This is a genomic window from Lysinibacillus fusiformis (assembly GCF_003049525.1).
Lineage (GTDB): Bacteria > Bacillota > Bacilli > Bacillales_A > Planococcaceae > Lysinibacillus > Lysinibacillus fusiformis.
The window spans coordinates 62,773-84,580 of record NZ_PYWL01000010.1; the positions used below are offsets into that span (position 1 = coordinate 62,773).

15 protein-coding genes are annotated in these 21,808 nt (G+C 37.4%); 7 read left to right on the forward strand and 8 right to left on the reverse strand.

Features of this window, described 5'->3' with window-relative positions; genetic code table 11:
* Positions 1-54: 54 nt before the first annotated feature.
* Complete coding sequence (locus tag C9J29_RS18595; RefSeq protein WP_107922591.1) at positions 55-342, reverse strand: DUF6509 family protein; 288 nt, start codon at positions 340-342, stop codon at positions 55-57.
* 158 nt (positions 343-500) lie between these two features.
* On the opposite strand from C9J29_RS18595, the gene C9J29_RS18600 reads away from it, so the two are divergent.
* A complete protein-coding gene (locus tag C9J29_RS18600; protein ID WP_089986897.1) occupies positions 501-1,679 on the forward strand; it encodes an alanyl-tRNA editing protein in 1,179 nt (392 codons plus the stop codon).
* Positions 1,680-1,727: 48 nt separating this feature from the next.
* Here the strand turns inward: C9J29_RS18600 and C9J29_RS18605 are convergent, their stop codons facing one another.
* The gene (locus C9J29_RS18605; RefSeq protein WP_089986896.1) at positions 1,728-3,725 is read right to left on the reverse strand and encodes a methyl-accepting chemotaxis protein; all 1,998 of its coding nucleotides are present in this window, start codon (positions 3,723-3,725) and stop codon (positions 1,728-1,730) included.
* A gap of 328 nt (positions 3,726-4,053) precedes the next feature.
* Between C9J29_RS18605 and C9J29_RS18610 the strand changes: the two genes are divergently transcribed.
* The 4 genes from C9J29_RS18610 to tatC are packed head-to-tail and all read left to right on the forward strand — an operon-like array spanning position 4,054 to position 7,623.
* Positions 4,054-4,803, forward strand: a complete 750-nt coding sequence (locus C9J29_RS18610) for a gluconate 2-dehydrogenase subunit 3 family protein (protein ID WP_036148186.1) — start codon at positions 4,054-4,056, stop codon at positions 4,801-4,803.
* Positions 4,804-4,815: 12 nt separating this feature from the next.
* On the forward strand, positions 4,816-6,528 hold the full coding sequence (locus tag C9J29_RS18615; protein ID WP_036220295.1) for a GMC family oxidoreductase: 1,713 nt from the start codon (positions 4,816-4,818) through the stop codon (positions 6,526-6,528).
* Between the two features lie 28 nt (positions 6,529-6,556).
* A complete protein-coding gene (gene tatA, locus C9J29_RS18620) occupies positions 6,557-6,766 on the forward strand; it encodes a twin-arginine translocase TatA/TatE family subunit (protein WP_107922592.1) in 210 nt (69 codons plus the stop codon).
* An 11-nt stretch (positions 6,767-6,777) separates the two neighbouring features.
* A complete protein-coding gene (gene tatC / locus C9J29_RS18625) occupies positions 6,778-7,623 on the forward strand; it encodes a twin-arginine translocase subunit TatC (protein ID WP_089986895.1) in 846 nt (281 codons plus the stop codon).
* A gap of 14 nt (positions 7,624-7,637) precedes the next feature.
* Here tatC and C9J29_RS18630 read toward each other — a convergent pair whose 3' ends face one another.
* A complete protein-coding gene (locus C9J29_RS18630; protein ID WP_089986894.1) occupies positions 7,638-8,453 on the reverse strand; it encodes a metallophosphoesterase in 816 nt (271 codons plus the stop codon).
* Positions 8,454-8,731: 278 nt separating this feature from the next.
* Here C9J29_RS18630 and C9J29_RS18635 point away from each other — a divergent pair, with 278 nt between their 5' ends.
* Together C9J29_RS18635 and C9J29_RS18640 are read left to right on the forward strand one after the other, a co-directional pair.
* Positions 8,732-11,755, forward strand: coding sequence for an ATP-binding protein (locus C9J29_RS18635; protein ID WP_089986893.1), 3,024 nt, complete (start codon positions 8,732-8,734; stop codon positions 11,753-11,755).
* 4 nt (positions 11,756-11,759) lie between these two features.
* Positions 11,760-12,464 carry a response regulator transcription factor gene (locus C9J29_RS18640; RefSeq protein ID WP_107922593.1) on the forward strand — a complete coding sequence of 235 codons (705 nt, stop codon included), beginning with the start codon at positions 11,760-11,762 and terminating at the stop codon, positions 12,462-12,464.
* Positions 12,465-12,511: 47 nt separating this feature from the next.
* Here the strand turns inward: C9J29_RS18640 and C9J29_RS18645 are convergent, their stop codons facing one another.
* The 5 genes from C9J29_RS18645 to C9J29_RS18665 all read right to left on the reverse strand — a co-directional run bounded on the left by C9J29_RS18645 (position 12,512) and on the right by C9J29_RS18665 (position 21,801).
* A complete protein-coding gene (locus C9J29_RS18645) occupies positions 12,512-14,983 on the reverse strand; it encodes an S-layer homology domain-containing protein (protein WP_141390458.1) in 2,472 nt (823 codons plus the stop codon).
* Between the two features lie 23 nt (positions 14,984-15,006).
* Positions 15,007-16,716, reverse strand: coding sequence for an RTX toxin (locus C9J29_RS18650; RefSeq protein WP_107922595.1), 1,710 nt, complete (start codon positions 16,714-16,716; stop codon positions 15,007-15,009).
* 323 nt (positions 16,717-17,039) lie between these two features.
* On the reverse strand, positions 17,040-20,741 hold the full coding sequence (locus tag C9J29_RS18655) for an InlB B-repeat-containing protein (RefSeq protein ID WP_107922596.1): 3,702 nt from the start codon (positions 20,739-20,741) through the stop codon (positions 17,040-17,042).
* 5 nt (positions 20,742-20,746) lie between these two features.
* A complete protein-coding gene (locus C9J29_RS18660) occupies positions 20,747-21,286 on the reverse strand; it encodes a phage tail protein (protein ID WP_090003014.1) in 540 nt (179 codons plus the stop codon).
* A gap of 14 nt (positions 21,287-21,300) precedes the next feature.
* Positions 21,301-21,801, reverse strand: a complete 501-nt coding sequence (locus tag C9J29_RS18665; protein WP_090003013.1) for a phage tail protein — start codon at positions 21,799-21,801, stop codon at positions 21,301-21,303.
* Between the last annotated feature and the right edge of the window lie 7 nt (positions 21,802-21,808).

The following is a 21,808-nucleotide window of genomic DNA, read 5'->3' on the forward strand; positions in this document are numbered from 1 at the left end:
TACATCATCAAAATAAAAAAACAGGTAAAGAATATACTCTCTACCTGTTTCGTTTTATGACTTTGTTATTTCCTCTTTACAAAATGCTAAAATTCCCTCTAGTTCATCATCCTCTAAAGCAAAATCTAAGTATTCACCCTCTGCCTTTTCCATGATGAAGTAATTTAAAATATATGGCTCATCTGCCTTTTCACCAATAAGAACACGAATTTCAATACCTGCTTCGTGAAATAGCTCATCTTCTTCATCAATTTCAATATCTAAAATAAATTCGTAACGCTTCCCTTCTATAATATTGGTTGGGTCTAAAATTTCTTCCATTGAGAATTGTGTAATTTCCATAATGCTAGCTCCTTTATCTTTAGCTGTTCCTTTCTATATTAAATCAATTTCAGCATGGGTCAACAAGAAAAGCCATATACACTTGTAAGTAATTATGCCAAAATAAAGTAGAATCTACCCTAGCGTAAACTGTACCTACATAAAAAGGAGGCTTTTACTTGAAAGATTTATTATATTATCAGGACGTTATGTTACGTGAGTTTGATGCTCATATTCTTAGTAAAGAAACCGACGAATTTGGTCGTCATTATGTTGTGTTATCTAATACTGCATTTTATCCAACTGGCGGAGGACAACCCCATGATACTGGCACATTGAATGGGATTGAAGTGATAGATGTAGAGAAAGTCGGAGAAGAAATTCGCCATTATATGCAGGGTAATGTATCAGAATTGGAAGGCTTCGTGCACGGTACGTTAAATTGGCCTAGGCGATTCGACCATATGCAGCAACATGCTGGTCAGCATATTTTAACAGCGGCATTTGTAGAACTTTTTGATGCTCAGACGGTTAGTTTTCATCTAGGAAGTGAGCATGTCACAATTGATATTGCTGTCGATACTTTGACAGAACAACAGCTCACAGCAGCCGAAATACGAGCTAATGAAATCATTTTAGAAAACCGTCCGATAGAAACTACGTGGATTACAGAAAAAGAACTGTCCGATTTTAATCTTCGGAAAGAAGTTGCTGTAACTGGAGATATTCGACTTGTCATCATTCCAGACTATGATAACAACGGCTGTGGTGGCACTCATCCAACATCTACTGGGCAGGTCAATGCCATAAAAATTCTAGGTACTGAAAAAATGAAGGGCAATGTGCGCGTCTCATTCGTTTGTGGTCAACGTGTTTTAAACGAACTTGCTATGCGTAAAAAAGTATTAGGTGATGTGGCACGCCAGCTAAGCGTTCCTGAGGTAGAAGCGGCTACAGCCCTCGCTAAAATACTAAGCGCTCAGAAACATACCGAAAAAGCACTTGTTGCAGCCAAAGAGGAGCTCCTAACATACGAAGCAAAAGCGCTCGTTTCAAATAGCTCAGGTCTTGTTGCTGCTGCTTTTCAACAACGAACTATGCAAGAACTACAAAAATTAGCTCGCACGATTGTTTCTGAACAAGAAGATATGGTCACTTTGCTTGTTTCTGAAAGTGAAGGCAAGCTACAGTTCGTTGCAGCTAGAGGGAAACATGTATCTAAAAGCATGAAGGCTATTGCCGAAAAGGCATTACCGCTCATTAATGGTAAGGGTGGCGGAAGTGATCAAATGGTGCAAGGTGGCGGCGAATGTATTATTTCTAAAGAAGAACTTCTAGAAGCTATGCAAAACGTTTAATAAGGCTAACAAAAGAGGAGCTGTCCAATTATGACAGCTCCTCTTTCTTTAATATTTAAATTTTTGAATGGCCCCATATAATCGTTTGGCCATTGCTGATAGTTTTTCAGTTTGATCATTCATCGTTGTAACTGTATTTAACTGTTCTGTTGTAGCATCTGTTACCTCATGCACATAATCACTTGCAGCATGTGCTGTGGCAGCCATTTCTTCCATAGACGCTGAAACTTCCTCTGTATTGGCAGACATTTGTTCAGCAGAGGCATTCATTTCTTCAACTTGGCCAGCTATTTCTCCAACAGCTTGAACTATTTCCTCAAAGCGTTCACCCACTGCCTCAATGGATGCTAATCCTCGTTCCACATTATCTTCACCTAATTCTGCTGCCTTCACCACCTCTAATGTGTACGATTGAACACGCTCAATTAACACATTAATTTTAGTAGCAGACTCGGCTGTTTGCTCTGATAACTTGCGAACCTCTTCTGCCACAACGGCAAAGCCTTTACCAGCATCTCCGGCTCGTGCAGCTTCAATAGATGCATTGAGTGCTAATAAATTTGTTTGATCAGAAATAGCTGCAATCATATTAGAAATTAAGTTAATTTCCTCTGACTCTTTTTCTAATTTATGAATAATCATCAGCTCAGCCTTTGTCCCTTCCTGAATCTCATTCATGCGACAGATTGATTGCTGGACAGCATCATTACTTTCACTAATTTTCTGGGAAATAAAATCTGTATTTGAGGCAATAGTTGAAGCTACTTCAGCTACATTTTGTATACCTAGTGCCATTTGCTCCATAGCAGAAGCACTTTCCTCTGCCATCACAGTTTGGCTTTGTGCTCCTCTATCTATTTCATTGATAGCGCCTGCTATTTGTTTAGAATGTTTTGTTACAGCCATTACATCTCCCATTAAATCACATGAAGCTTCATTCACAGTTGTCGCTTCATGGCTCACTTTTGCTATCATTTCTCGCATATTTACAGTCATGCGATCCAATGCACGCGACATTGTCCCCATCTCATCAATACGTTTCAAATACTTCTCAGGAATCTCTTGTGTAAAGTCTCCCTCTGATAAGCCTTCGCTAATACGGAGAACATGACGAAGTGGTCTACTAACAGATCGTGAAATAGCAAATGAGATAAATAGCCCTAGTAACGAAACAATAATAGTTGTGACTATAAAATTAGTCTTGAGCTTAGAAAGCCCTGAAAACATCTCATTTTCTAAAGCAATAACGCCCATTTTCCAACCATTATCAAGTGTATGGTAGCCCATTAAGTTTGTACCTGCATCCTCTGTTTCAAATGAAAAATAACCGCTTTTATGTGCAATCATCTCTTTTGCAGCCAATGCTCTCCCTGTCATTACACCTGTTTCTTCTGCTTCCTTGATGGGGTTATTTTGCTCTTTCACATAGGAATGATTATTATGGCCAATGATGGTTCCTTTAGCGTCTAACATAAATGCATACCCACTGTTTCCAACTTTAATATCCTCTACAATATTGGACAAATAATAGCCATCCATACGAGCTAGTAGTAATGCTTTCTCACCTGATACTGTGTCGATTGGAGAGACAATTAAAATAACAGGTTCTCCGGTTACGCGGCTAATCGTAATTTCGGACATAACGGATTTACCCGTAAAGCCCTCCTTTACATAATCACGATCACCTAAATCCGCAGTAGTATCATCCAAATAATGAGCGATTCCGTCAGCTTTAATAATGCCAAACCCAAGATAATTTTTATTATCCGCAAGACGTTTCGATAAATATTGTTTTTGCTTGTCAAAATCCATACTACGTACTGCCTCTTGCTCTGCTATTGCCTCAACCTCTACTAACGTTAATTGAAAGTGTTCTTCTATGTATTGTGAAACATCCTCAGCTCTAGATACCAAGTTTGATTCCACTTGCTCATTCATTGCCTTCGTACTATTTATCCAAGTAGACAGTCCCAGTGTCCCACATGTCACAAATACAAGAGCTATAATGGCAACGACTAATTTACCGCCAATTCCTTTTATCCACATTCCTTTTACTCACTTCTTCCATTTTTAGCTATAAAATTCAGTTATTTATGCATTACTTTCAGAGTAAAGTCAGCAAAAGGAGAAGTCAATAAAACTTTTCCAATAAGATTAATTAATGTATAATAATACCATTTACCCTATCGCTATAGTGCTAACAATTTTCTACATTTTTTTAACTTATCGGTATCTTTTGCTATAGGTAGACAAAATTCATTGGCTTTAATGGATGAAATTAAAACTTTTCCCAACAAAAATTGATTATAATTCACATTTTTTGCTGATTATTAGAAATAGGATAGATTCAAAACATTTTGAGGGGAGGATTACGATGAGTTCAGATAAGAACAATGTTTCACGTCGTGACTTTTTAAAGACAACTGGTATTGCTGCTGGTACATTAGTCGGCGGTGGATTAATTGGAGGACTAGTAGGCTACAACATCAATGGTAAAGGTACTTCTACTCTGGAGCATGATGGACACGGTACTACAAATGAGGCTCTTGGTTCGCCAAAAGCAAAAATGTTTTTTAGAAATGAAAGAGATTTCAGTATTTTATCAAAGGCTACAGAACGCATTTTTCCTGAAGATGATTTAGGGCCAGGTGCTATAGGATTGGATGTCCCTTATTTTATCGATCATCAATTAGCAGGAAATTACGGGAGTAATTCTAAGGAATATATGCAAGGCCCTTTTGATGTAGGTTCCCCTACTCAAGGCTATCAAAGCCGCCTAACGCGAGCTGAAATTTTCAGACAGGGCATTCAAAAAATGGACGATGAGGCGCAAAAACGTTTTAAGAAGAGCTTTAACGATTTGGATGGTAAACAGATCGATGAAATTTTAACAGCCTTTCAAAAGGGTGAAGTTGAAATGGTTGGTGTACAATCAGCATTCTTCTTTACACTGTTACGAGCCGCTACATTAGAGGGTGCTTATTCTGACCCAATGTATGGAGGGAATCGTAATATGGATGGCTGGCGCATGAAGAACTTCCCTGGCCACCAAATGGCTTATATATCACAAATTGAAGATAAGAAATTCCAAAAAATTGAGCCTAAATCTTTGGGCAACCACTAAGGGGGTTAAAACATGGCCAAAACATTACCAAGTGTAGACGTTGTAACAGTTGGTGTAGGGTGGACAGGTGGTATCGTTGCTGCTGAATGTGCAAAAGCCGGTTTAAAGGTAGTTGGTTTAGAGCGAGGGCAAAAGCGTGGTACTGAAGATTATTTAAACGTTCATGATGAATACCGTTATGCCATTCGTTATGATTTAATGCAAAATCTATCCAAAGAAACGGTTACTTTTCGCAATGATCGTAATATGAAGGCATTACCGATGCGCCAGTTAGGTTCCTTCTTACTCGGAGAGGGGCTAGGAGGATCAGGAACACATTGGAACGGAATGACGTATCGTTTTTTACCCTATGATTTCCAAATAAAAACGCTAACCGATAAACGTTATGGTCCAAACAAACTTGGGCCAGATTATCTCATTCAGGATTGGGGATTAACATACGATCAACTTGAGCCTTATATGGACAAGTTTGAAAAAACAGCTGGTATTTCTGGAGATGATAAAAATACATTTAGCGGAAAACGTTCAAACCCTTATCCAACCGGACCTATGAAGAAAACGCCGATGCTTATGCAATTTGAAAAGGCGGCACAGGACTTAAAGCTAACACCTTATATGGTGCCATCAGCAAACGTCTCTGAGGTTTATAAAAACCCAGATGGTGAAACAATTAATGCTTGCCAATATTGTGGCTTCTGCGAACGTTTTGGTTGCGAATATGGCGCAAAATCCTCTGCAGAAATTACAGTTGTCCCCACTGCATTAAAAACAGGTAATTTTGATTTACGCTACAATTCCAATGTTGTTGAAATTTTAAAACAAGGCAATAAGGTTACGGGTGTAAGATATATCGATACCGTATCAGGAGAAGAATTTATTCAGCCTGCCAACGCTGTCGTTTTAACGAGTTACGTCTTTAACAATGCCAAGCTATTAATGGTCTCTGACATAGGTGAAAGATATGATCCTACTACTGGTAAAGGGACACTTGGACGAAATTATTGCTATCAAATCTTACCTGGGGCTGCTGGTTTCTTTGATGAACAATATAACACATTTATGGGGGCAGGCTCTTTAGGCATGTGTGTAGACGACTATAATGGCGACAATTTTGACCATAGTGAATTAGATTTTATTCATGGTGGAAACATCGCTCTTACACAAACAGGGACCCGACCAATTGGGTCAAATCCAACCCCTCCTGATACACCTACATGGGGACCAGAATTTAAAAAGCAATCTATTCATTACTATACACGTTCATTCGGGATTGGTGCGCAAGGTGCATCCATGCCACATAAGCAGAATTATTTAACATTAGATCCAACCTACAAGGATGCATATGGGCTTCCATTAATGCAACTAACGTACAACTTTACGGATCAGGATCGTGCGCTTCATAAATTTATCTCAGCGCGTGCAGCAGACCTTATGAAGCAAATGGGCGCAAAAACAATCGTCCCAAATGCTGAAATTACCGATTATAATATCGTGCCCTACCAAACAACCCATAACACAGGTGGGACTGTTATGAGTTTAACGCCAGAGCAAGGTGTCGTGAATAACTACTTGCAGCACTGGGATGTTGATAATCTCTTTGCTGTAAGCGCTGGAAACTTTGCACATAATAGCGGCTACAATCCAACTGGAACGTTGGGAGCACTAGCCTATCGTTGTGCAGAAGGTGTCATAAAGTATAGTCAATCAGGTGGCTCTTTAGTATAAAAAAATCATTCTAAAGGAGGCAAGACTTATGGGAGGTCTAGGAGCAATTGGTGTACCTGGGTTAATTATTATTTTAGTTATTGTATTAATTGTATTTGGCCCAAAAAAATTACCAGAAATCGGTGGAGCAGTTGGTAAAACGTTTGCAGAATTTAAAAAGTCCACTAAGGGACTTATAGACGATGACGATGATGATGATTCGGTGAAAAAGGTCGAAAAAAAATCTGATGCTTCGTAGGAGGGTTTCCTATGGATCCTTATGAGGATGGAAAAAGAAAGTTTTTAAGCCCTCTTGATAAACCACAAGCTGAGCCTCCGTTACCTATGGAGGCTTTAGTTGAAATACAAGCGAAAAAAATGGAAGAGCAGCATATAGCAGATGAACCTCTTATACCGGTTAACTCGTTATTAGAACATCTTTCAGAACTACGTAAACAAATAATAAAAGGGCTAACGGTCTTTATCTTATTTTTTATTGTTGTTTTTTCTACTATTAATATATGGTTCCCCTTTGTAACTCGTGGTCATTCTCTCATTATTTTAGGACCGCTTGAGGTCGTTAAATTTTATATGACTATTTCAACTACCTTATCATTTGGTCTTGCTATGCCATTTCTTGTTCATTTTTTGTGGAGTTTTGTAAAACCAGGGCTAAAGGAAGCGGAAAGTCGATTTTTAGGACTCTATGCACCCGTTATGCTGGCACTGTTCTTATTGGGAATCGCTTTTGGCTATTTTGTTGTAAACCCTCTAAGCTATTCATTTTTAGTCGGCATAGGTGCTACCAATTTTGATGTCATGGTATCCGCTAGTGAATATATGCATTTTTTAATTATGACTACAGTACCGCTTGGACTATTATTCGAATTACCCATCGTTGCCCTGTTTTTATCAGCTATTGGAGTACTGACCGCTGAATCCATGAAAAAAATACGAGGCTGGTCATATATCGGAATGGGTGTAGGCTCCGCTGTCATAACACCGCCCGATTTTATTAGTCAACTCCTCGTATTAATACCTATGATTATTTTGTATGAAATAAGTATCTATCTTGTCAAACGCATAGAACGAAAACAAATTGAAAGCACTGCGTAAATTTTACGCAGTGCTTATTTTTTCTTTAAATCCATGACAATAATTTCTGGTAGATTAAAAATGCGGTATGGTACCGAGCTATTGCCCAGACCACGACTAACCACCATCTTAGTCGTTCCTTCATCATAGACACCAGCCGTATATTTCGGAAATAGCCCCTGTCCAGGTGCAACAAGTCCTCCAAGACCTGGAATACGAACTTGCCCACCATGTGCATGCCCAGAAAATACTAAGTCTATGCCATCATTTACATACGTATTAAACACTTCAGGTCGATGTGCCAGTAACATCTTAAACATATCATCTGGTAAATAAGCTGTAGCCAACTCCAACATTTCTTCTGTTGATCTACCCATTAACGGATCTTCAATTCCAACAATCGCCAAGCGCTCCCCGTCGCGCTCTAACACGGTCGATTCATTGGCCATTATATGTACTCCTAACGATGATAGCGCCTCATAAATTTCACTTACCTTATTCGTCGCCACTTCATGGTTTCCTAGTACATAATAAACATCCGTTATTTCAACTAGTCCCTTCACTGCCTGTAGACTTTGTTTTAAATCATAGCGATTGCTATCAATCACATCACCTGTGATAAAAATATAGTCAGGATTTGTTTCCTTAACTTTAGCAATCAGTTTTTTCTGATTGTTACCAAAGAGGGCATCATGTAAATCCGATACTTGTACAATGCGTAGCCCATCAAAGCTGGCAGGTACCTTTTCTGATTCGAATACATGCTTACTAACGACTAGCCAGTGATTGTTTACGTACAAAAAAATGACTATAAAAACAACGAAAAAAACACCATATAATAATTTTTTCAATCGCAATCGCTCACTTTGCGGCTACTTTTTTTCAGAAAAAAATTCTGACTTCCCTATTATAAGCAAAAAACAAATTGATTGTAAGTATATGCACTTTAATTACATAAAATGCACAAAATTCAACTATACCCCTCCCCCCTTTATAGGAAATCATGCGCATTTTATCTATTCGTAGTCAGCTTTCACATGATATAATATGGGTATAATTTCATAATTATGTACATTCAAAAATTTTAACTATCTGTACCTTCCAATTTGACAAGAATGAGAGAACAAAGATGAGAAAGCTATTACTTATTTTTATTGTTATTAGTATTGTAGCGATTGGGTTAACAACTCAATTTCTTAATAATGAAAGCCCAAATGCGCCTAAAGCAGTTGCAGGTGTAATCGATCTTAGGCAGTATGACTTGCACGAAAACACTGTAAGTTTGGATGGAGAATGGGATTTCATTCCTAATAAATTATTGAATTATTCCGAAATTGACACCTATCATTCTTATTTAGTAAATGTCCCTTCACTATGGTCTAGGTATAAGCTGGATGATCAAACTTTCACTTCACTTGGTAGCGGTACCTACCGTTTAAAAGTTCTTATTAATCATACGGATGCTATATTGGGCATAAAAACAGGTAATATTCGAATGTCAAATGCCATTTACATAAATGAAAAACGTATTGGACAAAGTGGAGAACCTGCCGAGGATTCGACATATGTACAACAAAATGTACCGTATGTTGCTTATTTTTCGCCTGACAAGGATGAACTGGAAATCATCATTCATGTCGCTAACTTTGATTATGCATCAGGCGGAGGAATTATTGGTTCCGTTTTTATCGGAGATCAAGAGAGTATTGGTAAATTAAGAGAAAGCTCACTTTTCTACGATTTAATTACTATTGCTGCCTTTTTTACAATGTTTATTTATTTTGCTGGTTCCTACTTATATGCCAAGCTTGAAATTGAGCAGCTTTATTTTTCTTTATTCTGCTTTATGGTTGGTTTATACAGTATATCTCATGGAGAAAAAGTATTAATGGAATTACTCCCTATCACCTATGAATCCCTGATACGAGTCCAAATCATTTCAAGTATCGGCTCAGGTATCTTCATGCTGCTGTATTTTTACCATGCCCTCCAGCAAATTGCCTATAAAAGGTTCGTGAAAGTACTTTGTATGATTGGCATTGTCTTATCAGCTACGGTGATGCTCCCCATATCCATTAGCTCATACTTACAAGCCGTCTATTCTATATATATTTTAATCAATATCTTTTACTTGCTTTATATTCAAACGATCGCAATCTTTAAACGTTTAGTAGGCGCTATTTATTTATGGTTTAGTACTATGGCAATTCTTATCTATATGGTTGTAGCTACATTAAATCTCAATATTAATTTAGAAATCTACTCTTTACCTCCTTTGCTTCCCTTTATTTGTTTAACGATGCTCTCTCTTTATATTTCACATCGTTTTACAGATTCCTACTTGGAAAAAGGAAGATTAACAAATGCTTTACTCCGCGTGGATAAATTAAAAGATGAATTTCTCGCAAAAACGTCACATGAGTTTCGCACGCCATTACACGGTGTAATTGCCATTTCTCAGTCCATGCTAGAGCCCCCTGAGAGCTCAACACTAACGATGGAACAAAAGGAAAAAATATCACTTATATTTAATATTACAGAAAAGTTATCACATCTTGTTAATGACATAGTAGATTTTTCAAAGTTAAAAGAGGGTGAGCTAAAGTTACGCCTGGCTAATGTAGACCTTTATTCTGTCACCCATGTTATCGTTGAAATATTGTCGTACATCGGCAATAAGGACGTAAAGATTTACAACTACATTGAACGAGGAAAATTTATTGTTGCAGACGAGGATAGACTGCGACAAATTCTTTATAACATTATTGAAAATGCTGTTAAATATACTAGGCATGGAAAAGTGGAGATATCCTGCTATGAAGAGCAGGGGTTCCTTACTATTGAAGTAAGTGACACTGGTCGAGGTATTGCCCCAGAGCATTTAGAGTCGATCTTTGAGCCCTTCCGACAACTAGAGGATGCAAGTAAAGGGGCTGGACTTGGTCTAAATGTAACAAAAGAACTTGTCAATTTGCATGGCGGGGAAATCACTGTCCATTCAGTGGTTGATCAAGGAACAACTTTCTGCGTCAAACTACCAGTGGAGCCAATTAAGCAAGATCAACAAGAAAAGCAACAGCAAAATAAAATTATATTAACAAAAGACTATTTACCAATAACATTCCCCTATTTTAAGGAAAGAACATCGGGTAAGAAAATATTGATTGCAGATGATGATCATATTAACCTCAAAGTACTAATCGATATTCTTGCAAAGGAGAACTACGCAATCATTGCTGTTGATGATAGTCGGCAAGTTTTTGAACAATTAACATTGCATCCAGATATAGACTTATTGATTTTAGATATTATGATGCCCAACCTTTCTGGATATGAAGTTTGCCAACAAATCAGAAAAAACTATTCTTCGGCGGAATTACCAATTCTAATGCTTACAGCAGCCATTAGACCAGAGGATTTACTTGCAGCATTCCAATCTGGAGCAAATGATTTTCTCCATAAACCATTAGATACTGCTGAATTGAAGACAAGAGTGCGAAATCTTATTTTATTAAAGGAATCAGCAGAAACTGCCATTAAAATGGAAACAGCGTTTTTGCAGGCACAAATAAAACCACATTTTATTTATAACGTTTTAAATTCAATTTTATCGCTAAGCTATTTAGACTTGGATAAGGCCCGTATTATGATAACTGACTTTGCTACGTTCTTAAGAAGCAGCCTTGCTTTTGAGAATACAAATAGCCTTATTCCTCTAGAACAGGAGCTTCTGCTAATTCAAGCTTATGTCAATATTCACCAGACGAGATATCCTGATCAACTTGAATGGGAAATTCAGATGGAGGAGCCATTACCTATACTGATTCCCCCTCTGCTACTTCAACCGTTAGTAGAAAACGCTCTTTTTCACGGTTTAAAAAACAAGCGAGCAAATGGAAAAGTATTAATGACTATTAAGAAAGATCAACAAATGATTGATATTCAAATTGAGGATAACGGTAACGGAATGACACAAGATTTAGTTGAAAAAGTTTTATCAGAGGAGCCCTCCGTTCACCAGAGCGTCGGAATCCGCAATATTACCAAACGTCTAAGAAAATATGAAAAGACCACTTTCCATATCGAAAGTATTGTCAATAAAGGAACGACTGTAAAATTAAGATTCCCACTATTTTTGGATGAAAAGAGGTGAAAGAATGTTAAAAGCAATCATTGTGGACGATGAAATTTTAGCAATCAATTTATTAGAAGCTATGTTAAAGGACAATGGAGCGATTGATGTGATTGGAAAATTTCTCAATCCTTTAGAAGCTATAGCAAACATTCCTACGCTCAAACCCGATATTCTTTTTCTAGATATTGAAATGGCTGAGATGAGTGGTATTGATTTCGCTAGTAAGATAGAAGAATTAACGCATGTTCTGGACATCGTGTTTGTGACTGCCTACGAGCATTATGCGATTGAGGCGTTTTCTGTTCAGGCTATTGACTATATTTTAAAGCCTATTGAAAAAGCCCGTTTAATGAAAACAATAGAGAGGATTTCTATACGAAGGGGGAAAGTTCAGCAACTATCAGATGGAAGTATACGAAATGAAGATGTTCAAGTCATCGAAAATTTCCACTTCCACCTACATTCAGGAAAGATGTACATCGATGGAGTGGCTTTAACCTTATCCACTAAAGAGTTTCATATTCTATATTTTCTAGCACAGCGACCAGGGCAAATTTTTCATCCATCTGACCTATATAAGCTCATTTGGGCAGAAGATAGTTTAGGACAAACACAGGCATTAAAAGTTCACATAAGCAATTTACGAAAAAAGCTGGAGTCCATCCCCGGCCATCGAGCTAACATTGTAACGGTAAGAGGTTCTGGTTATCAATTCCTCTTTACATAAAGACAAAAAGGCACGACGATTAGTTAATGAAATCGTCGTGCCTCGTTTTATTTTTTTGCCGCTTCTTGAATGTCATAAAATGCCCAATGCACGCTTGGGACATCCTTAAATATTGGCTTTTGATGTTCTGTCGTTACTTGACGAGCAAACAAACGATTTAGGACTTTTACTGCTTGCGCACGTGTTAAATAACCATCTGGATTAAATGTTAATGCCGTCGTACCCGTCATAATACCACATTCATTGACAGTATGAATCGATTTAACAGCCCAATGATTGACGCTCACATCTTTAAATATTGCACTTTGTGAGGGCGGTTTACAAAAGTCGCCATTTGGACGATTTGCATATTGCTTTTCTATCCAGCGGGCAGCCACTGTTGCCATTTGTGCACGGGTAATCAAGCCATTTGGATTAAAGTTGGTTACTGTAACCCCTTCAAACAGACCCTTCTCCTTCACAAATTCTATTGCATATTTAGCATCATGTTGTATTGTATCTGTATAGTTTGCCTTCGCTTGTGGAATTGTATTATCTGTTAATTGACGAGCAAACATCATGGCCATTTGTGCTCGTGTAACAGGGGCATTGGGACGGAAGGTACCATCTACATAGCCTTGAATATACGCTGTATGTGTAATGTCAATCGTAGGCTCCTCCACATCTTCATCTTTTGGTAAATAAAGAATGGAAAAGGTAGAGAATTTTTGAACCTCAAATTGTAAACCTAACATATCTTTTTGATAATCTATAACTTTCCCACGTAAAAATTCTTTGGTACCATCGCTATGCTCGATATAGATAGCTAGGTTATTAAGCTGTTCTTCGGATAAATCTTTAGGTAAAGGTAAGGTTAAAGTTACTGGGCGATTTTGCATATTAGTCTCAATTTTCATGGGCCGCCCTACTACCTTACTAAATGAACTACCCGTTATCTTTTGATCTATGAATTCACGCTTCACCTGCTCTTCGATTTTTAATCGATCTTTTTCCTCACTTAACGGGATTAGACGGAAATATAAATTGTCATTAAATGTCGCCAATGAATATTTAGATACATCGATTTTCACATTGTAGGCCGAAATATTTACATTCAATTGATTGTTTTTTAACAGAGTAACAATATTATTAGGCATTGATATATCAATTTGTTTTACTCTATCCTGTGAATCTGGAATTACGATACGTGCTTGATCTGAACCTTCCTCTTTTAGTTTAGTAATAGCTTCCGACATATTCTTTTCGGTTAAAATTACTTCATCTCTCATTGATCCATCTGTATCTTTTAATCGTTTAATAGTCATTTTAGAAACCGTTTCTCCACTACTTGATTCTATATTTATAGTAATAATTTCTGGAGAAAGAGTTACTGCATATTCAGAGAAAGTTGTATCCTTACTATTACTTGGAGCATTTTCTCTCGTAACTAAAATTGTATATTCCCTTTGACTACCATCTTCAGCAGTTACAAAAATCTTTATTGTATTTACACCTGTTACAAGCTTTATTGCTTCGGTACTTGCCTTACCATTTATTGTTACTATAGCTTTTTCATCCTCAGCTATTGGTTTTAAATATATACGATCTACTGTACTTGGAACATGGGTTGTATAAGACAATGTATTTTTGTTAAATGGTGTATTTAAAGTACCATATGAAATTGTTAACTCCTTTAAAAATGCATTTTGATTAGGAGAAAATGCTTTAACATGAATAGAGAAAACTTTAGTTTCCACATATTCACCTATAGTAATTTTAGCAGTCAATGTAACCATTTGATTTCCTTTGTCTGCAGATGGACGTATAACGGTTCCATTATCTTTCACTACTTCGGGCTTGTCAGATACCCAAGTAATTGTCGCACCATTTTCTCCAATAATCGGTAGAACAAGATTTTTAGTTACATTTTCTGAAGAGTCATCTTGAGAATAGACAATAGTAAGTGCATCTTTATCAAGTTGTACTTTTTGTTTTAAAATACTATTAACTTTACTATCCAACACAGATTGTAAAGTTTCTATTGCAGCATAACCTTGATTAGGACGTGCCATCATAATTTGCTGACGGACACTATCTTGATCTTCAATCGTAAGGAGATTAAAATGACTATAATTTAAATGATCATCATCAATAAAAATGGTCCAAAGTGTAAGTTCATCTGTCGCATTGTTAACATTTATAAGGTATGAACGATCATTAACTGCATTTAAATAAACTTGTCGCAATGTACTTGTAGATTGATACCCTGTCTGTGGACGTTCGACTAGTAATTTATTTGCCAAATAATTCTGATCGGCTAATTTAAAATTTTGAAATAATTCATTTCCTTTAGCAGAGTAATGTAATACATGCCAATCCGTAGTCATGGCCAATTTCATTTCTTCGTTATTAGTTGCTGCATTAAATGAATAATAATTACTTTTTGCTGCTACAGGAGATATAGGTATCATATAAATTACTAAAATAGTTAGCAGCATTACATTCATTACTTTTCTTTTAGAGTTTCGAATAACAATCACCCTCTCTTTTTTAGAATCAAGTTTTAATAGCGACCGATTGTAGAATAGTCATCTTTAGGCAATAATAGCCACTCTGAATGATTAAAATTTGAAGTACCCGATTGTAGCCTTTTATCTCTTATATAGCCACCGCTACTTTGCAATATAGAGACGCTCGAATCCCTAGCTCCTAACATATCTATAACATTGCCATTACTGTCTTTTAACGTAATTGACACTGTTATTTTAGTTGCATCTCTGAAAACAAATTCCTCATTGAAATATGGCGAAACGGTCATATCAAAAAAATCATAAAAATAAGAATGGATGACTACAAAATTAGTATTTGGATGTATTAAAGGTATATTTAGTGTTTGGACCGTATGTTGTTTAAAAATTAAGTTATACTGCTGTATTTCTACTTTATAATTTGATAGTGGAACCATTGTTGCATTATATATTTCTAGGACATCATTATATTCTCCGTTTTGCACAAAGTCTGATATAAAAAATCCTGGGGCATCTACACTGGCTATAAAGCTTGTAGATACTTGTCCTCCTTTTCCATCATCTGCTGTAATAGTTATAATGCTTGTCCCCAATGAATGTTGAGTAATTTTAAGTGACGTGCCATTCAGACTAGCAGTTACCACTCCACTATTACTTGAGCTTACAGTCAAGGTTAATGGGTCGTTATCATCATCTGAAAATATATCATCCACTAAGACATTCCAACTATCGCCACCCATTGTTGCTCTCTGATTACTAATGGTCTTAGCTACTTTTGGGGAATGATTTACAGTAGGAGTTGTTACAGTAACTAAAAAGCTTGTAGATACTTGCCCTCCTTTTCCATCATCCGCTTGGACTGTAATTGTACTTACGCCAGCAGCAATCGGCAGAACAGTAATGGTTTGCGCATTTATTTGAACAGTAGCAATGGATTCATCACTGGAAGAAACGTTTACTGTTAGAACATCATTGTCAGCATCTGAAAAAATACCACTTCCATCTATAGTGATTACATCACCCACAATACCTAGTTGGTTACTTATAGGTTGCGCAACTACAGGAGGTTGGTTTGGTGGACTCGTTAAGGTAACCTCAAATGTTGTCGTTTCGCTCCCTCCGTTACCATCATCCGCTTGTACTGAAATGACACTCTTACCTATGCCTACTAGCTCGATACTTATCATTTGAGAATTCAGTTGCGCTGTAGCAACAGATTCATCATTGGAGCTTACTGACAATGTTAAAGGATCATTATCTTCATCCGTAAATACATTACTTGCATCAATCAGAATTGGCGGATCACCAACATGCCCAGTTTGATCATTTATTAATTGCGTTACTATCGGTATATTATTCGACTTAGGTAAAACTTCTATTTCAAAACTACTGCTTGCTCTCCCTAACTTTCTATCATCTGCACTAATCTTTATTTTTGTCTTTCCAGGGGATAGCGCCTCAAGTGTTAATAAATTTGAACTTACCTCGGTTGTAACAATGCCCACAGTTTCAGTAATAGCTTTAAGTATTAAAGGATCATTATCGGCATCATAAAATAACTTACTTAAATCAATGACAATTTTCTCTTGACCAAGTGTCATGGATTGCTTTGGAATTATTTCAGAAGCTACAACAATCGGTGGTCGATTAACAGATGCTGCATAGGCTACTTTTTCTTGAAAACAAAAACTACAGATTAAAGTTAGTAAAATGGCTATCACAAGACATTTTCTTTTTCGATACAAAGTGACCCCTCCTATTTTTGAAATTATGTAAATACAAAAGTTTGCAAACTCTCTCCTTTATCATGACTTTTAACTCATTTTTTATTATATACCAGTACTAAAAACCTAACTATAGAATATTATAATGACAAAAGTTAATTTTTCTTAACCTTTATTTGATATACCAAAGACGATTTTGTATTCTTTACTATCAGGTCGGATTTTTATGAAGTAACAAAAAGAAAACCCAAACTCTTACAAACTCAAACTGAGAGTTTTGTAAAATTGTTCGGGTTTTCATTGGCTAAAGTACACACATTACATAGCCTTTTAGCTAATTTTCGTTATTTACTATGAATATGTTTTACTGCCGCTTCTTGAATCTCATTAAATGCCCAATGATCACTTGGGACATCTTTAAATATTGGAATTTTATGTTCCGTTGTTACTTGACGCTCAAATAAGTGATTAAGTATCTTCACTGCTTGCGCCCGTGTTAAATAACCCTCGGGGTCAAATGTGTCTGCCGTTGTACCAGTCATAATATCCCTCGCATTAACAGTATGAATGGCTTGAACAGCCCAATGATTATTACTAACATCCTTGAAAACTTTACTTTGTGAAGTTGGTTTACAAAAATCTGCGTTTGGATTGTTTACGCAATGCTTTTCTATCCAACGAGCCGCTACTACAGCCATTTGGGCACGTGAAATGAAACCATTTGGTTGATAGCTTGCCTCCGTAACGCCGTTAAATAAACCCGTATGTTTCACAAATTCAATTGCATCTTTGGCGTCATGCTGAACAGTATCTGTAAATGTTGCCTTCGACGTAGGAATTGCATTAACTGTTAGTTGTCTAGCAAACATACTTGCCATTTGGGCGCGAGTTACAAAAGCATTCGGTCTGAATGTCCCATCTGCATTGCCGCGAATATAGGCTATATGTGTTGTTGGTTCCTCCACATTTTCAGGCAAATAGAGCATAGAGAAGGTAGAGAATTTCTGAACTTCAAATTGCAAACCTTGCATATCTTTTTGATAATCTACGACTTTCCCACGCACTAACTCTTTTGTGCCATCGCTATGCTCGATAAAAATAGCTAAATGATCAAGTTGTTCTTGAGTGATATTTTTTGGTAATGGCAGTGTTAAAGTAACAGGACGATTTTGCATATTCGTTTCAATTGTCATCGGACGACCAATTAAATGCACTTTTTCACTTTGTATTGAATTCTTAATTATATCTTCTTCTACTATTCTTTCTTCCACTCGATGTTGCTGTTCCGATGTCTTAATAGGAACTAAGCGGAAGTATAAATCATCGTAAAAGTTCAATAAATTTGGGATAGAAATCACTACATTCGCAGTAGCCATTTCTAACTTTATGTTTCCAGAACTTAATTGCGCTATTGAAGATTTGGGAATCTCAATGACAATTTCACTAACTTTATCATTTGTATCAGGAATAATAATCCGAGCAATATCATTCCGCAATTGTTTCGCTTTTTCTATTGTTTCCTTAGCAATATCCTCTGACATGGAAACATGATCCTTTATAACGCCATCTGGCATCGTTGTACGAGTAATCGGTGTTTTAGATAAATTTATCCCATCTTCTCCTTCAACCTCTACAATAATACGTTCTGTGTTTGTTGTAGGAGTAGAGCTTCCACTGGTACTACTACTATTATTGCTGGTAGGTGGTGATACATTACTGATCCACTTGGCATAAATAGTCATGTTTCTTGTAATAGAACCACTTTCGAAGTCAAATAGTTTTTCCAGTGTATTGCTTGAGTACCAACCTCCAAATGTGTAGCCTGCTTTCGTTGGCACTGACGTTGGTTTATTTGCTTTTCCTCCATGGGCTACAGATTGATGGGATACTGTACTTCCTCCATCCGTGTTAAAACTTACGGTATACGTCTGTGCGTTCCACTTGGCGTAAATTGTCATGTTTTCTGTGATGACATTAGTAAAATCATAGACTTGTGTATGACCAGCATCTGTATACCAGCCTTCAAATGTGTAACCCGCTTTTGTCGGTGCTGGGGTTGGCGCACTCGCTTTTTCACCATAGGCTACGGATTGGTCGGATACTGCACTTCCCCCATCCGTGTTAAAACTCACGGTATACGTCTGTGCGTTCCACTTGGCGTAAATTGTCGTGTTTTCTGTGATGACATTAGTAAAATCATAGACTTGTGTATGACCAGCATCTGTATACCAGCCTTCAAATGTGTAACCCGCTTTTGTCGGTGCTGGGGTTGGCGCACTCGCTTTTTCACCATAGGCTACGGATTGGTCGGATACTGCACTTCCCCCATCCGTATTAAAACTCACAGTATACATCTGCGCATTCCATTTAGCATAAATTTTCATGTTACCTGTGATGTTACTATTAAAATCATAGGTCTGTGTATAACTAGCATCTGTATACCAGCCGCCAAATGTATAGCCTGCTTTCGTTGGCTCTATCTGTGACATCGTTGCCTTTCCACCGTGCGCTACGGATTGATCCGATACTGCACTTCCTCCGTCCACTTCAAAACTAACGGTATACGTCTGTGCATTCCACTTGGCGTAAATTGTCGTAGCCTCAGTGATAACACTAGTAAAATCATAGACTTGTGTATGGCCAGCATCTGTATACCAGCCTTCAAATGTGTAACCCGCTTTTGTCGGTGCTGGGGTTGGCGCACTCGCTTTTTCACCATAGGCTACGGATTGGTCGGATACTGCACTTCCTCCATCCGTATTAAAACTCACGGTATACATCTGCGCATTCCATTTAGCATAAATTTTCATGTTACCTGTGATGTTACTATTAAAATCATAGGTCTGTGTATAACTAGCATCTGTATACCAGCCGCCAAATGTATAGCCTGCTTTCGTTGGCTCTATCTGTGACATCGTTGCCTTTCCACCGTGCGCTACGGATTGATCCGATACTGCACTTCCTCCGTCCACTTCAAAACTAACGGTATACGTCTGTGCATTCCACTTGGCGTAAATTGTCGTAGCCTCAGTGATAACACTAGTAAAATCATAGACTTGTGTATGGCCAGCATCTGTATACCAGCCGCCAAATGTATAGCCTGCTTTCGTTGGCTCTACATACGGCATCGTTGCCTTTCCTCCGTGCGCAACGGATTGATGGGATATGGCACTTCCTCCGTCCACTTCAAAACTCACGGTATGCATCTGCGCATTCCACTTGGCGTAAATTGTCGTAGCCTCAGTGATAACACTAGTAAAATCATAGGTCTGTGTATAACCAACGTCTTTATACCAGCCTCCAAATGTATAGCCCGCTTTCGTCGGCTCTATCTCCGGCATCGTTGACATACTGCCATTAACAACCGTTTGACTTGGTACCGCACTTCCTCCATCTGTTTCAAAACTGACTGTATGTTTCACTTGAGGTGAGGTGTTAAAATCGACTAATGAAATGTTGTTAAAAACAGCATAGTCATCTTTCATATTAGGTGAGGAAAGAATTAGAGTAATAATATTACTATTACTTATATCATTAATATTCTGTTCGGTAAGTAAATCACCGATAGGTAATAAAATAGGGTAATCGAAATTATTAAAACTATAAGCTGGTTTTGAAAAATCCTTCTCAATCCCTACATTACTTGGTAAATCAGCTAGAGAATATGTATTCCCATCAGTAAATGTCCAATCGTCCGAGCTACCAATATTAATTGTCAAATTGGATATATCTCCACCACTATCCGAACCAGGAATAGGTGTAAGACTTAATTTCGCATTAGAATAATCATAGTTTGACGGCAAGTAAAATTTCACATAAGCAGTGTTTGTCTGATCACCTGAATCATAACCACCTACGCCGGCTATTTCTTCTAAAATACCAACGCTATTCGGCATTCCTTGAAAGACAGTTCCCGTTACAATCTTACTTGGAAAGATAGTTGTAACTGCTGCCCTCGCTACTTGTAATTCTAAAAACGGTTGTACAATTATGAGCAACATTGCAATCAACATAAGGACAACATATACTTGTTGACGTTTTTTCATTTACATCACTCCCCATTCACTGGGTATTCACCATACAAACAAATAATAAAGTTTAGTGCTACATAAGGCTGCATGTTATTATGTGGCAAATTCCCTCCAGTTGAACCAATTGCTTGCTGATGAATATTTACTTTTGTATTTGCTGTAAACTCTTTATATAATTTCTTCGGATTTAATCCTCCTATAGCACTCCAAATAGCACCTTCTGGACTACTATCTCCACCAGTTGTTTTCGAGCTTCCTTGTAATACATGCTTATGGGCAGGAATCTGCTCGTTATTTAATGTCACACTTTCTACCCCTACTTCTTTGGCAAATTCTCTTGTTGTAAGTCCTGTGCCAGTTCCGTAGTGCATGGGCGCTTTACCTCTTAAATCTGGTAACTTAAAATCTGTTTTGCCATCCCCACCGAATCTATTACCAATAATCGAATATAACACGGCATGCTGCTGAATAAGTAATGTACTGCCATCACAAAAAGCCCAATCTCTTGGTGCATAATTCCCAGCAAATATTCGAATCTCTCCTGAATAGGCATCTGCCATATTTTTGTCCCTCCTTAGCTTCTAGATGGATAAATTCCATTTATTGCAATACAAAACGATACTACTAGATATGGTTGCATATTATTATGCGCCTGACTTTGTCCTGTAACTGTCATCGCCGTTGAACTCATTTGAGTATTTACATTACTAGAAAACATAGGATTTCCCTCAAATTTTCCCCATACGTTATTCATTGGGGATGGTTTATTTGTTACGCCTTCATCAGCATAAACTTCATGCGTGTGATTAGGCATTTCATTTATTGTCAATGTATGTGTTGCCTCACCGCCTATGGACCCATAGGTAATTTGATCACTTTTATGAAGTGGTACTCTTCCTTGCAAATCAGGTAGCGCAAAAGTAGTCTTACCATCTCCCCCATAGAGGTTTCCTATTAATGAATAAAGTGCTGTATGCTGTCTTATTTGTAATAGTCGGCCATCACACGGTAACCAATTTTGAGGTATTTTGTCGAAACTAAATAGCCGTACTTCTCCTAAGAACGGTTCTGCCAATATACTC